Origin of the sequence: Bacillus sp. FSL M8-0049, assembly GCF_038593355.1 — a bacterium.
In the GTDB taxonomy this organism is placed as follows: Bacteria; Bacillota; Bacilli; order Bacillales; family Bacillaceae; genus Bacillus; species Bacillus safensis.
Window position 1 is genome coordinate 3306539 of the sequence record NZ_CP151986.1, and the last position, 14394, is coordinate 3320932.

Below are 14394 nucleotides of genomic sequence, written 5' to 3' on the forward strand. Positions count from 1 at the left end.
AATTATGCTTGGTTAGAAGAACCAAATTCGCGCATTTTGCCGATAACAGTCGCTTTAATTGCGTCACGAGCTGGTCCAAGATATTTACGTGGATCATACTCTTCTGTTTTTGCAGCAAGTGTTTCGCGTACTGCTTTCGCAGAAGCAATTTGGTTTTCAGTGTTGACATTGATTTTTGCTGTACCAAGTGAAATTGCACGCTTGATGTCAGCAGTTGGGATACCTGTTCCGCCGTGAAGAACAAGTGGAAGACCAGTTGTTTTACCAATTTCTTCCATCTCAGCGAAACCAAGGTTTGGTTCACCTTTGTACGGACCATGTACTGAACCTAATGCAGGTGCAAGGCAGTCAATACCAGTGCGTTCTACAAGCTCTTGGCACTCTTTTGGATCAGCATAAATAACGCCTTCAGCGATGACGTCATCTTCTTGCCCACCAACAGTTCCAAGTTCAGCTTCTACAGACACACCATGGAAATGTGCAAGTTCAACGACTTTCGCAGTTGTTTCCACATTCTCATCGAATGGGTGGTGAGAAGCATCGATCATGACAGAAGTAAATCCTGCATGAATCGCTTTTGCACAAGATTCAAAGCTTGAACCGTGATCTAAATGAATCGCAACAGGAACTGTTACATTATATTCTTCGATTAACGCTTTAACCATTGCGACAACTGTTTTGAAGCCGCCCATGTAGCGTCCTGCTCCTTCAGATACTCCTAAGATAACAGGAGATTTCTCTTCTTCAGCAGCTTGTAAAATCGCTTGCGTGAATTCTAAGTTATTTAAGTTAAACTGTCCAACAGCGTAACCTTTTTCCTTTGCGTCTTTCAACATTTCTGTCATTGAAACTAAAGGCATGATGAAAAATCCTCCCTATGTAGCTAATTTGCTTGCTAAAAAAAGCTCTCCACCCTAGCATGACCAGAATTTCTCGCCATATGTAAACTTTCAAAGTCAGATCGCTTTCTTCTTCCTTTCTAGGATACCAATTATTCGACAAATCGGCAACAGAATGACTCGATTCAATCATTTCCATCTAGCCATTTGTTTCAAGCGGCAGGTATTCTTTGACAGCATCTCGGATTTCATCAATATCAAAAGGTTTAGCGAAGTGCGTCAATGCACCGAGTTCTTTGGATTCTTGGATCATATCTAACTCGCCATAGGCTGTCATAATGATGACACGGATGTCTTCATCAATTAATTTCATCCGTTTTAAAATTTCGATACCATCCATTCCGGGGATTTTCATATCAAGCAGGACAAGGTTCGGTCTATGGTTTTTCACAATATCTAATGCCTGTAGTCCATTGGCAGCTTGGAAGGTTTGATAGCCTTCTTTATGAAACACTTCATTCAATAATATTCTAATACCGTACTGATCATCGACAATTAAAATTTTCTCATTCATCTGTTACACCCCATTGCTTTCATTTTTCGCCATAAAAAGAGCTGTTGTTAAATAATTCTGTTTGATTTTCACATTTCCTTTAATTATAATAGTTTACTTTACGACATTTTCTGAGCATTTTTCCTAATATTCTCTTTATATTCTATTATAAAATGATCTGACCGAAGGAGGAAATGAGTCTTGTTAAAAATTTTTACGACCCAGTTATCAGGTATTTTTTCACGTATTGGAGAAAAACAGGCTGAAGCGATTGAGGACGGTGCACGCCTTCTTGCACAGGCTGTTGTCAGTGGACATGCCGTTTATTTTCACGGAAAGAATGAACTGGCTGCTGTCGCCCTAGAGGCATCTGAAAGCAAGGAGCCGTTTCCCGGTGCGAAGGTGCTGCCGCTCGATCAAAAGGAGCGCAGCTTACTTCACTCAAGTGACAGGGTGCTGCTATTTTATTCAGACCCAGAAGATCAAGAAATTCAATCTCTTGCAAAAGAACTGCACGAACAAGGTACGCCCGTTGTTGGTGTAGGGCCGGCACAAAAGGAGCCGTCTACGATTGAAGAGCATTGTGATGTCCACATTGATTTCCAGCTCAAGAAACCGCTTGTGCCCGCTGAAGATGGGACAAGGTTTGGTTATCCTGCTTTAATGACCTGCTTATACGTCTACCACGCTCTATCGTTTACTGTGAAGGAAATCGTCGAGGAATATGAATAAAAAAACTGCCGAGAAGTGATATTCCCGGCAGTTTTTTGTTTTATTTTGATTCAGATGCTTGAAGTGAAGCACCAACGAAATCTCTAAATAATGGCTGTGGTCTTGTCGGTCTTGAAACGAATTCTGGGTGGAACTGAGAAGCAAGGAACCAAGGGTGATCCTTCAGCTCGATAATTTCAACAAGACGTCCATCTGGGCTTGTACCAGAGAAGACAAAGCCTGCTGCTTCCATTTGCTGTCTGTATTCGTTATTAAACTCGTAGCGATGGCGGTGGCGTTCGTAGACCACTTCGTCATTGTATGCAGCAAATGCTTTTGAGTCTTCATTTAATTTACAAGGGTATAGACCGAGACGAAGTGTTCCGCCTAAATCATCTACATCCTTCTGTTCTGGAAGAAGGTCAATGATTGGGAATGCTGTTTCAGGGTCAATTTCCGCTGAATGAGCTCCCTCAAGGCCTAATACGTTTCTCGCGTATTCGATAGATGCCACTTGCATTCCTAAGCAGATTCCGAAGAATGGCACTTTGTTTTCACGGGCATATTGTGTAGCAATGATTTTCCCTTCTACTCCGCGGTCTCCGAAGCCTCCAGGAACAATAATGCCGTCCACATCTTGTACGAAATCAGCGATATTCTCTGCTGTCACTTCTTCTGCATTGATCCATTTAATTTGAACATCTGCATCAAACGCATAACCAGCATGACGAAGTGATTCAACGACAGAAATATAAGCATCTTGCAGCTCAACATACTTCCCTACAAGACCAATTGTGACTTGTTTCGAAAGGTTTTGCACTTTATCAACAAGCGCTGTCCACTCCGTCATGTCCGCATCTTGGCAGTCAAGTTTCATATGTTCACATACTAGCTTGTCCAGCCCTTGTTTTTGTAAATCAAGCGGAATGGAGTATAGCGTGTCTGCATCCTGACATTCGATAACAGCTTTTGTATCAATATCACAAAATAGCGCAATTTTGTCCTTCATATCTTGTGCCAATGGCATTTCCGTTCTGACCACAATGACATTTGGCTGAATACCAAGACTGCGAAGTTCTTTCACACTATGCTGTGTTGGTTTTGTTTTCAATTCACCTGCTGCACGGATGTAAGGAACAAGGGTACAATGAATGTACATCACGTTTTCACGGCCGATGTCACTCTTCATTTGACGAATGGCTTCAAGGAATGGAAGGGATTCGATATCTCCTACTGTTCCGCCGATTTCTGTAATGACCACATCTGCACCCGTTTCTTTTCCGGCACGGTACACACGGTCTTTGATTTCATTTGTAATGTGGGGAATGACCTGTACTGTTCCACCTAAGTAGTCACCGCGGCGCTCTTTCTTCAGAACAGTAGAGTAGATTTTACCAGTTGTGACGTTGCTGTACTTATTTAAGTTAATATCAATGAAACGCTCGTAGTGACCTAAGTCAAGGTCTGTTTCAGCACCATCATCTGTGACAAAAACTTCACCGTGCTGGTATGGACTCATTGTCCCTGGGTCTACGTTGATGTATGGATCGAATTTTTGAATGGTGACATCCATCCCTCTATTTTTCAGAAGGCGGCCTAACGATGCAGCCGTGATTCCTTTTCCAAGTGAGGAAACAACTCCTCCTGTTACAAAAATATACTTTGTCATTTCGTATGCTCCTCTCTTTTTTACCCTTGCATGTCTAGACATGCACAGCTTCATCCTTTTTAGAGTGTATCCCTAAATCTCTTGAAAAATAAGAAAGCTCCCTTTCAAATAAATGAAAGGGAGCGTAAATGAACGTATCTTTACGTACTCTTTTTTAGAGAGCCCAAAATACATACTACATAGTTCGCTCTCGAAAGTCAAGACGGTTTTGTCCTGTTTTGAAGACCGGTTTGAGAGGGTTATTTGTCTTCCTCATCATCGTCTAAATCGTCTTCATCAATCTCCGTTAAGCCGTCATCATCTTCATCGTCATCTTCGTCGAAGTCTTCAAGATCTTCTTCAATTTCTTCATCATCGTCTAGGTCGAGATCATCGTCGTCTTCAACAAGGTCAAGGTCTTCTTCAAGCTCGTCGATTTCTTCTTCCTCTTCGATCTCATCGAAGTCGTCTTCAACGACAGCTGCTTTTGATTTTTTCTTTTTCGCTTTTGTTTTCACAGCTGGCTGAACTTCTTCTTCGATTTGATCAACTGGATACCAGCTGCGAAGTCCCCATCTCTGATCACCTAACGAAATAAAGCGGCCATCTATATTTAAGTCTGTATAAAATTGAGCAAGTCGATCATCAAGATCGGATTTTTGTATTCCTTGCAAACGGATAATTTCATCTATTAACTCGGAAAACGTAATTGGTGTTTTGCTGTCTCTGAAAATTTCATAAGCAAGTTCAACTAAAGACATTTGTTTGAGCTGTTCCTGTGAGTATTCTTTCAAACTCAAGGTCAGACACTCCCTTTCTATTACATGTATGTATCCATTTATCAGTGAAATAATAAGTATTTATACCTTATTCTTACGACAAACCATACCTCTCATTATAAACAAATTGGGGGAGTTTATGCCACCTTTATTGATGTTAATTTTTGATTTTTCTCACGGGGAGCACCTAGAGTGGGTACGGCATGCTTTTTGTCGTTCAGTTTTTTCTCGTCTGTTTTAAAATGGGATGTTCTGAATGAGTGAGACAACGACAGGAATCGTGAATAACATTCCAGCAGACATGAGTACGATTAGTTTTCTCCGGCTGTTTTCTTTTTCTTCCTGCTTTTTTGGAGATTTCGAAAGCTCCGCGGACACCATGATCCAGATCACCATCGTGACGATTGCCAAAATGCCCATAAATGTTGAGTTCATCATCATAACCTCCATATTGATATTTTCCCTAATTTTAACATAACATGATGATATGGATGAACATTAACAATACGCTTACGTTTGAAAACTGCATGACGAACGAAAACAGACCGCCTCACGTTCAGGCGGTCTATGCTTGTTTTCTACATATCTAGCAGTTTCCTTGAGATGACCAGGCGCTGGATTTCCTGAGTTCCTTCATAAATTTGAGTGATTTTCGCATCACGCATGTATCGTTCGACTGGGTAATCCTTTGTGTAGCCGTACCCGCCGAAGATTTGAACCGCCTCTGTCGTCACCTTCATCGCTGTATCACCAGCAAAGAGCTTGGACATGGCTGATTCCTTCCCATACGGGAGGCCTTTCGTTTCGAGCCATGCCGCCTGGTAAGTAAGCAGCCTTGATGCTTCAATCGCTGTTGCCATATCAGCCAGTTTAAAGGCGATCCCTTGCTGCTGAATGATTGGTTTGCCAAATTGTTTACGCTCCTTGGCATAATCAACCGCCGCATCAAGAGCACCTTGCGCAATCCCAACCGCCTGTGCAGCAATGCCGTTTCTGCCGCCATCGAGTGTCATCATGGCTATTTTGAACCCTTCTCCTTCTAGACCGAGCCGGTTCCTTTCATGAATTCGGCAATCTTCAAATCGAATTTCAGTTGTTGGCGATGAACGTATGCCCAGTTTGCTTTCCTTTTTGCCAACAGAAAAACCAGGTGTCTCTTTTTCTACAATAAAAGCAGTTGTATTTCGAGACGAAGCTTCTTGGTCTGTGACGGCAAACACAATATAATAATCTGCAATGCCTCCATTTGTAATAAAAATTTTCGCCCCGTTCAGGACATATTCACTGCCTGCCTTGACGGCCGTTGTCTTCATTCCGCCGGCATCTGAACCAGAACCGCTCTCAGTGAGCGCGTATGCTCCTATCTTCTGCCCTGTTGCAAGGGGCTTTAAGTATTTCTCTTTTTGTTCCTTTGTTCCGAATGTATAGATTGGCCATGAAGCAAGAGATGTATGAGCGGACAGGGTGACGCCTGTAGAGGCGCACACTCTTGAAAGCTCCTCAACTGCTATGACGTAGGCTAAATAGTCACTGCCGATTCCGCCCACGTCTTCCGGCCAAGGGATACCCGTTAAACCGAGCTCCGCCATTTTGCGAAAAATAGATGGATCATATGTCTCTGTTTCGTCTCGTTCTGCTGCTGTTGGCTCCACTTCATTTTTCGCAAAGTCTCTCACCATTTTTTGAATCATTTCATGTTCATCACTTAATTGGAACTGCATCGTGAGCCACCTCGTTTCATATTAGCTGTTTACAGATGACCAGCCTTTGAATTTCACTTGTTCCTTCATAGATTTCACAAATTTTCGCATCACGAAAGTAACGTTCTGCTTGATAGCGATTCGTATAACCATCCATGCCTAGCAAATGGATCGCTTCTGTACTGATCTCCACCGCCGTTTTTGACGCAAATAGCTTTGCCATTGATGCTTCCTTTGTGACCGGACGATTGGCCTCTTTGAAAGAAGCCGCTTGATAGACGAGCAGTTTTGCCGCCTCAAGCTTCGCCGCCAAATCGCCCAGCCGAATGGTTGTTTCAAGACCTGCTGGATGCTGCTTTAAATAGACCACTGCCTCGGTTAATGCGGCTTCTGCAATGCCAAGGCTTTGAGCCGCAATTCCGATTCTCCCTGCATTTAAGCTGGACATGGCAATTTGAAAGCCCTCTCCTTCTGCACCGAGCAGCTGATCTTTTGGAATCCGCACGCCATCAAAATGAAGCGTGACTGTTTTTGAACCGTGCAGTCCCATCTTTTTCTCATCTTTTCCAATCGTAAATCCCGGCGTATCTTTCTCGACAATGAACGCCGATATATTTTTTCTCGCAGAAGCCGGATCGGTCACCGCAAAGACAAGATACAGTTCTGCTTCTCCGCCGCTTGTGATAAAGATTTTCGTCCCATTTAATACATAATCGCCGCCCATCCGCTCTGCTCTTAACTGAATACTGGAGGCATCTGATCCTGCCTTTGGTTCAGTCAGACAAAAGGCGCCCAGCTTCTTCCCGGATGCAAGCGGCGGGACATAAGTTTCTTTTTGTTCCTTCGTTCCAAAAGTCAAAATAGGCATCGTCACAACAGATGTATGAACGGACACAATGACACCGATGGTCGCACTCACTTTCGATAATTCATGGATTGCAATGATATACGTTGTAAAATCTGCTCCTAAGCCTTGATACGAAGCTGGTATTGGAATCCCTAGATAGCCTTGCCGCCCCATTTCACTTAAAAGGGTGTTTGGAAACCGGCCTTGTTCCATGGCTTCTACTTCAGGGAATATATGCTGGCGTGCAAATTCTGCTGTCTGTTCTCTCCAGAGACGCTGTTGATCCGTAAGCAAAACATCCATCTTGACTCCCCCTATGAGTGGTCGTGGTATGTGTAAAAACCTCTCTTTGTCTTTTTGCCCAGCCAGCCTGCATTCACGTATTTTTTTAAAAGAGGACAAGGTCGATATTTGCTGTCTCCAAGTCCCTCGTGAAGGGTATTCATAATAAATAAACATGTATCCAGTCCGATGAAATCAGCTAGACGAAGCGGCCCCATTGGATGATTCATCCCAAGTGTCATCACGCCATCAATGCTTTCTGCATCTGCTACGCCTTCATACAGGGTGTAAATGGCTTCATTGATCATTGGCATCAATATGCGGTTTGATACAAACCCTGGGAAGTCTTCCACTTCAATTGGGGTTTTGTTTAATGTCTTCGCTGTTTCATAAACAACTTGATATGTGTCATCACTCGTTTGCAGCGCTCGAATGACTTCAACCAGTTTCATGACAGGAACCGGATTCATAAAATGCATGCCAATCACTTTCTCCGGTCTGCTCGTCACAGCTGCTAATTCTGTGATCGACAAGGAAGACGTGTTTGACGCAAATATGGCCTCCGCCTCTGCAAATTGATCAAGTGTTTCAAAGATTTGTTTTTTCACACTCATTTGTTCTGATGCGGCTTCTATGACTAAATGAGCCTGCTGTACGTCTTTTAAATCTGTGGAAACGGCAAGCCGCTGCGTAATATCTCGGACTGCCTGATGTGCCAGCTTTCCTTTTTCTGCCCGCTTCGTCAGTTGTTTGGTCATGGAGGAGATCGCTCGATGAATCTGCTTTTCTGATACATCATGGATCAGGACTGTATAGCCTGACTGAGCAAACACTTGGGCAATGCCTGATCCCATTTGACCAGCCCCAACGACCATAACGGTCTCTTCTATACTCATCAATAAACGCCTCCCTTTTCATCTACCTTTATCATGATGGCGTCTCCTTGACCGCCTCCGCTGCAAATCGCCGCAATGCCAATGCCTCCGCCTCTTTGTCTTAATGCATGAATCAATGTCAATATCACGCGTGTTCCGCTTGCCCCAATCGGATGACCGAGCGCGACAGCCCCTCCGTTGATATTCATTTTCCGCCGGTCGATCCCAGTTATTTTTTCACATGCCAGAGCCACAGCTGAAAAGGCCTCATTGATTTCAAACAAATCAATATCCTCTAGGCGCTTTCCTGTTTTCTTTAAAAGCTTCTCGATGGCAAAGGCTGGTGTTTTCGGAAAATCCTTTGCCTCTACAGCAACCTGAGCATGACCGAGAACGACTGCCATTGGCTTTACGTCATGCCGTGCAGCATACGTGTCTTTCATTAAAAGAAGCGCACTTGCGCCATCATTGACACCTGGTGCATTTCCAGCGGTGATGGTGCCCTTCTGATCAAAAACAGGCATGAGCTTTGACAGCCGTTCATATGACGTATCACGCCGCGGAGATTCATCTTCTGTAATCAGCCGTTCTCCCGTTTTTGTTTTGACGGTGACGGGGGCGATTTCATGTTGAAAAAAGCCGTTTTTTTGCGCTTCGATGGCCCGTTCATGACTTCTGAGTGCCCACAGATCCTGCTCTTCGCGCGTGATGTCGAGCTCCTTTGCAGCCATACTTCCATACTCACCCATATGAACGCCTGTAAACGAACAGGTCAATCCATCTAAAATCATCGCATCTTGTACTGCACCATCACCCATTTTGTAGCCCCATCGCGCTTTTTTTAGCAGATAAGGAGCGTGAGACATGGATTCCATACCGCCCGCTGCGATGACCTCAGCATCTCCGGCTCGAATGATTTGATCTGCTGCGGTCACACTGCGCATGCCTGAAGCACAGACTTTATTGATGGTTTGTGTTGGAACAGACCAAGGAAGATCAGCATATCTTGCTGCTTGCCTTGAAGGAATCTGCCCTTGCCCTCCTTGTAAAACATTTCCCATGATGACTTCATCTATTTCATGAGAACCCGAAACTCTTTCCAGTGCAGCCTTGATCGCTATACCGCCTAGTTCTGCGGCAGTCAAACCACTGAGAGCGCCGCCTAGTTTCCCAAATGGTGTTCTTGCTCCAGATACAATGACCGTCGTACTCATATATGCCCCTCCCCCGTTTGTTACCGCTTACATATGATTTAGGCAGCTGATGAAACAGCGCCATGGATAAGCCGATGAACATCCTATTCATCGGCCTGTCATGTTTACGACACTTGCTTTCCAGGCTCACCAAACACTGATTTTTCAAGAAGTTCGGCGACATCAAATGTGCCTACCTGTTCCTCTACTTCCTTCGCCTTCGTCCCATCTCCCAGCATCGTTAAGCAATAAGGACACCCTGAGCTGATGATGGACGGCTGGACCTGTAACGCCTGCTCCGTTCGTGCAGTGTTAATCCGGGTACCCGTCTCTTCTTCCATCCACATTAAGCCCCCGCCTGCACCGCAGCACATACCAGTTTCACGGTTGCGCTCCATTTCTTTCAGCGTCACACCTGGAATGGCTTTTAAAATGTCTCTTGGCGGGTCGTACACTTCGTTATATCTGCCTAGGTAGCAAGAGTCGTGGAAGGTAATCACTTCGTTCACTTCATGTACAGGTGTTATTTTCCCTTCTTTCACTAACTCTGCCAGTAATTCTGTATGATGGTATACTTCTGCCTCAAGTCCGAAGTCTGGGTATTCATTTTTAAATAAGTTATAGGCGTGTGGATCAATCGTGACGATCTTTGTGACGCCGTTTTTCTGGAATTCTTCAATGTTTTTTGCAGCAAGCTCTTGGAATAAAAATTCGTTTCCGAGTCTTCTTGGCGTATCGCCTGAGTTTTTCTCTTTATTGCCTAGGATGGCAAAGGATACTCCCGCTTCATTGAGGAGCTTTGCAAAAGCAAGTGCAATCTTTTGGCTTCGATTGTCATATGCCCCCATTGAACCAACCCAGAATAAATAATCAAAGCTTTGATCTGCTTTTTTCAACTCTTTCACTGTTGGCACATGCACATCTTCTCTCAGTTCACGCCAATTTTCTCTTTCTTTCCGGTTCAATCCCCACGGGTTCCCTTGGCGCTCAATGCTTGTCATGGCACGCTGTGCATCGGCGTCCATTTTTCCTTCGGTCAGCACAAGATATCTGCGCATATCAATAATCTTGTCGACATGTTCATTCATGACAGGGCATTGGTCTTCACAGTTTCGGCATGTCGTACATGCCCAGATCTCTTCTTCTGTAATGACCTCTCCAATAAGAGAAGGATGATATATCGAGCTGGCAGCCGACTCTTCCGCACCTGCTCCTCTCGCCTGCAGTGCCAGCTGGTTTCCTGTTGTCTGCTTGAAGGCAAGCTGCGGGACCCAAGGTGTTTTTGATGTAATGGCGGCCCCTTTATTGGTTAAATGATCTCTTAACCTTAAAATCAAATCCATTGGAGACAGCATCTTCCCTGTCCCTGTTGCCGGGCACATATTCGTGCAGCGCCCGCATTCCACACAGGCGTAAAGATCGATGAGCTGAGACTGACGGAAGTCTTCAATTTTTCCTACACCGAAGGTCTCTTGTGACTCATCTTCAAAATCAATTTTTTGCAGCTTGCCTGGCGGGTCTAATCTGCTGACAAATACGTTCACAGGCCCTGCAATCAGATGGGCGTGCTTTGACTGAGGAACGTATACTAAGAATGTCAGCAAAATAAGAAGATGCACCCACCATGCGGCATAAAAAACAATCGCAGCCGCAAGAGGTGAAATTCCGCCCAGCAAGAAGGCAATACCAGAAGCGATTGGCTCAGTTGGTGATAGAGAGTGTCCATGCCAGATGATGTTCATGCCGTTCCCAAGTAAGACTGTCAGCATTAAACCGCCAATAAATAAAAGCACTAGTCCCGATTTGAAGCCTCGTTTTAAACGGACAAGCTTTTCCACGTATCTTCTATGGAAAGCCCATACAACGGCCACTAAAATGAGAAGTGTGACCACCTCTTGGAAAAACGTAAAGACGCCGTACACCGGACCTAAAGGAAGCCCGCTGTCTGGAATAAGCCCCTTCAGAATAAAATCAAGGGCTCCGAACTGTACGAGGATAAATCCGTAGAAAAACAGCACATGAATGATGCCGCTCTTCTTGTCCTTTAACAGCTTCTTTTGCCCAAATACGTTGACCCAAACACGCTCTAAGCGTTTCTTCATGTCTTGTTGAAACTCTTCTTTTTTACCAAGACGAATATACGCCGCTCGTGTTCGAATGAGATAAACAAACAAATACAGAGCGTAAGCGGTCACCGCCGCAAATGCAATCAAGTTGATGATTAAAAGGCTATTCATCTTGCTCCCCCTTTCATTCCCCAAAACCAACTTTGTTCCGTTTCCATGTTGTACCTCTATCATAAATAATGAATGAGTATTCAGTCAATATTTTTTACGCGTTTGGGTACACTATTGAAATATGCAAAAAAGGAGGAAGTTTCATGATCGCATTAATCATCCTACTCGTAATCATTGCCATCGTTTTGCTCGTCATGTTAGACCTTTATATGGGAAAGAAATATTTTTCTACGCACGCATTTGAACGGTCTTTTGACCAAACAAGCGGCGATGCCACCTTTTATCATGATGGCGAACCATTTTTCGATCAGCTGCTTACGGATATACAGCAGGCCTCTTCTTCTATTCATATGATGTTCTTTATTGTAAAGAACGACAAGATTGGTCAAAGGGTGTTCCAAGCATTGAAAGCCAAAGCGGAGCAAGGCGTTTCCGTCTTTTTGCTAACCGACCGATTAGGCTCCTATCCGTTTGATCAAAAGTCGATTGACATGCTAGAAAGAAGCGGCATTCAATTTTACTTTTTAAATAAGCCTCGTTTTCCTTTTTTGATTTACCGTTTAAACATGAGAAATCACCGTAAAATTACGGTGATTGATGGGAAAATTGGCTATATTGGCGGATTTAATATAGGCGATGAATATGTTGGAAAGAAAGGCCGGTTTGGCATTTGGAAGGATTATCATTTGCGGATGACTGGACAGGTTGTCGCAGATCTCCAGCATGTATTTCTGAATGATTTGTACCGGTCGTCTGGTATTCATCAGCTGCAATATGAGGTTTTCCCTGCATTGGAACCGGGAACATTACAATGCACAACACGCGCGACTGCTGGCTTTTCTTTAGAAGCTTTATTTCTCCAAGATATTCAGCAGGCGAGGAAACAGATCATCATCTGTACGCCTTATTTTATTCCATCTTCCCCTCTTCTGAAGGCGCTGCTTGATGCACGAAAGCGGGGCGTCACAGTTGAAATCATCATTCCAATGAAAGCGGATCATCCACTTGTCAAAGAGGCTGGCTTTCATTATTTGAAGGACCTCATTGCCTCTGGATGTCTTGTTTATCGTTTTTATAAAGGGTTTTATCATTCGAAAGCCATTTTGATTGATCACAGCCGCTGTATGATCAGTACCGCGAATTTTGATAAACGCAGCTTGTTTTTAAACGAAGAAGTAGATGTAGCCATTGATGATCCCGCTTTTACTGCACACGTAGAAGAAAAGATTCGGGAGCATATGGAGGTATCTGAAATCTTGACAGAAGAAACATTGTCAAAGCGCCCGCTTTTCACACGGCCGCTTGAGTGGGTTGCCGCCATGTTCTCGTATTTTTTATAAAGGAGATGACCTATGCGTTATCGATTTGGTTATGTATCCAATGCCGTCACCTTGTGGGAAGCTTCTCCTGCCAAGTCGCTGACCTTTGCTAGATACAGCAAGCTCGCTAAGGAAGAAAGAAAAGAGGCTTTATTGCGAACAACAAACGCCAATCTCGTGAATACATTAAGAACGCTTTATTTCGCCATTGCTCATGATATCCCGCTTTACCGTTTTTCAAGCTCGATCGTCCCGCTCGCGACCCATCCAGAGGTGCGCTGGGACTTTGTGACACCTTTTCACAAAGAATTTCTTGAGATCGGCAAGCTGGTGAAACGGCACGGCTTACGGGTCAGCTTTCACCCCAATCAATTCACCTTGTTTACCAGCCCAAAACCTTCGATTACAGAAAATGCCGTCATCGATATGACGTACCATTATCAAATGCTTGAGGCGATGAAGCTCGATAAGGAAGGCTACATGAACATTCATGTAGGCGGGGCGTACGGCGATAAAGAATCGGCTCTTCAACGCTTTGATGAAAATATCAAACAGCTTCCAGCTCATATCAAGGCGAGAATGACACTTGAGAACGATGACAAAACATATACGTCGCTGGAAACGCTTGGTGTATGTGAAAAGCATGACATTCCGTTTGTTTTTGATTACCATCATCATGTGGCAAATAAAGATGATGATGATGCACTCGATGACATCCTGCCAAGAATGTTCGACACTTGGACAAACACTGGCATTCCGCCCAAAATCCATTTGTCTTCACCTAAATCAGAAAAAGCCATACGCAGTCATGCTGATGGAGTAGATATGAACTTTGTCTTACCGCTTTTTCAAGCATTAAAACCGTATGGTCGTGATGTAGATTTCATGATTGAAGCAAAATTAAAGGATCAAGCTCTGCTCCGTCTAGTCGAAGAGCTGTCAGCGATAAGGGGCAATCGGCGGACAGGCGGGGGAACCATTGAGTGGAAAACATAGAGAAAGGTTTACCTTTGTGCAAATGGGGGTAACAAAGCTATTGTGAGAAAGTAATTAACAGGAGGATATGAAGATGTCTCAAATCTATTCAATCCGAATCGCTGCGAAAGCGTTGAATTTACATAAGCTTATTTCTCTTTATGAAAAGTGCCAGCAGGCTCAGCATCGTTTATATGTGTATTCTAAAAAGACAATGTGCAGCATTAAGAACATCGTAGAGCTTGAAACCTTCAGGCTCACTCATTTAGAATCTGACTACTTAATTGTCGTGGAGGGGAAAAAAGCGCAAGACCTCCTACAGCCATTTGAAAAAGAGAAGGTTTCATAAAGAAGAGCAGCCATAGGCTGCTCTTTCAGATTGGTTGACAAAGGGCTAAAATGATGTTGATTTTAGCCCTTTGTCTTCTTTTCACGT

Annotated in this window: 14 protein-coding genes; 4 read left to right on the plus strand and 10 right to left on the minus strand. The window is 44.0% G+C overall.

What is annotated here, in order from left to right; translation table 11 throughout:
- Window positions 1-2 precede the first annotated feature (2 nt).
- Entirely contained in the window at window positions 3-860 is an 858-nt protein-coding gene (locus NSU13_RS17085) for a class II fructose-bisphosphate aldolase (RefSeq protein ID WP_024423748.1), read from the minus strand.
- A gap of 178 nt (window positions 861-1038) precedes the next feature.
- Window positions 1039-1413 (minus strand): response regulator, encoded by a 375-nt coding sequence (locus tag NSU13_RS17090; RefSeq protein WP_003214681.1) that lies wholly within the window; start codon window positions 1411-1413, stop codon window positions 1039-1041.
- A 180-nt stretch (window positions 1414-1593) separates the two neighbouring features.
- Here NSU13_RS17090 and NSU13_RS17095 point away from each other — a divergent pair, with 180 nt between their 5' ends.
- The gene (locus tag NSU13_RS17095) at window positions 1594-2124 is read left to right on the plus strand and encodes a DUF2529 domain-containing protein (protein WP_268481149.1); all 531 of its coding nucleotides are present in this window, start codon (window positions 1594-1596) and stop codon (window positions 2122-2124) included.
- 40 nt (window positions 2125-2164) lie between these two features.
- On the opposite strand, the gene pyrG is transcribed toward NSU13_RS17095, so the two are convergent.
- From pyrG to NSU13_RS17135, 8 genes are all read right to left on the minus strand, one after another.
- A complete protein-coding gene (pyrG, locus tag NSU13_RS17100; RefSeq protein ID WP_034281230.1) occupies window positions 2165-3772 on the minus strand; it encodes a CTP synthase (glutamine hydrolyzing) in 1608 nt (535 codons plus the stop codon).
- Between the two features lie 239 nt (window positions 3773-4011).
- Window positions 4012-4551: a DNA-directed RNA polymerase subunit delta gene (gene rpoE / locus NSU13_RS17105; protein ID WP_034281231.1), complete on the minus strand. Its 540-nt coding sequence runs from the start codon at window positions 4549-4551 to the stop codon at window positions 4012-4014.
- A 216-nt stretch (window positions 4552-4767) separates the two neighbouring features.
- Window positions 4768-4965, minus strand: a complete 198-nt coding sequence (locus NSU13_RS17110) for a hypothetical protein (protein WP_034281233.1) — start codon at window positions 4963-4965, stop codon at window positions 4768-4770.
- Between the two features lie 143 nt (window positions 4966-5108).
- Entirely contained in the window at window positions 5109-6251 is a 1143-nt protein-coding gene (locus tag NSU13_RS17115) for an acyl-CoA dehydrogenase (protein WP_211043627.1), read from the minus strand.
- A gap of 16 nt (window positions 6252-6267) precedes the next feature.
- Window positions 6268-7380 carry an acyl-CoA dehydrogenase family protein gene (locus tag NSU13_RS17120; RefSeq protein ID WP_081124973.1) on the minus strand — a complete coding sequence of 371 codons (1113 nt, stop codon included), beginning with the start codon at window positions 7378-7380 and terminating at the stop codon, window positions 6268-6270.
- An 11-nt stretch (window positions 7381-7391) separates the two neighbouring features.
- Window positions 7392-8255 carry a 3-hydroxybutyryl-CoA dehydrogenase gene (locus NSU13_RS17125; protein WP_081124976.1) on the minus strand — a complete coding sequence of 288 codons (864 nt, stop codon included), beginning with the start codon at window positions 8253-8255 and terminating at the stop codon, window positions 7392-7394.
- Complete coding sequence (locus tag NSU13_RS17130; RefSeq protein ID WP_342489662.1) at window positions 8255-9448, minus strand: acetyl-CoA C-acetyltransferase; 1194 nt, start codon at window positions 9446-9448, stop codon at window positions 8255-8257. The genes NSU13_RS17125 and NSU13_RS17130 overlap by 1 nt, the downstream gene beginning before the upstream one ends.
- Before the next feature lie 104 nt (window positions 9449-9552).
- On the minus strand, window positions 9553-11664 hold the full coding sequence (locus tag NSU13_RS17135) for a heterodisulfide reductase-related iron-sulfur binding cluster (RefSeq protein WP_342489663.1): 2112 nt from the start codon (window positions 11662-11664) through the stop codon (window positions 9553-9555).
- Window positions 11665-11807: 143 nt separating this feature from the next.
- Here NSU13_RS17135 and cls point away from each other — a divergent pair, with 143 nt between their 5' ends.
- The 3 genes from cls to NSU13_RS17150 all read left to right on the plus strand — a co-directional run bounded on the left by cls (window position 11808) and on the right by NSU13_RS17150 (window position 14307).
- Window positions 11808-13004 carry a cardiolipin synthase gene (gene cls, locus NSU13_RS17140; RefSeq protein WP_041115506.1) on the plus strand — a complete coding sequence of 399 codons (1197 nt, stop codon included), beginning with the start codon at window positions 11808-11810 and terminating at the stop codon, window positions 13002-13004.
- 12 nt (window positions 13005-13016) lie between these two features.
- The gene (gene uvsE / locus NSU13_RS17145) at window positions 13017-13979 is read left to right on the plus strand and encodes a UV DNA damage repair endonuclease UvsE (protein WP_252049880.1); all 963 of its coding nucleotides are present in this window, start codon (window positions 13017-13019) and stop codon (window positions 13977-13979) included.
- A 73-nt stretch (window positions 13980-14052) separates the two neighbouring features.
- On the plus strand, window positions 14053-14307 hold the full coding sequence (locus tag NSU13_RS17150) for a hypothetical protein (protein WP_034281244.1): 255 nt from the start codon (window positions 14053-14055) through the stop codon (window positions 14305-14307).
- Window positions 14308-14394 lie beyond the last annotated feature (87 nt).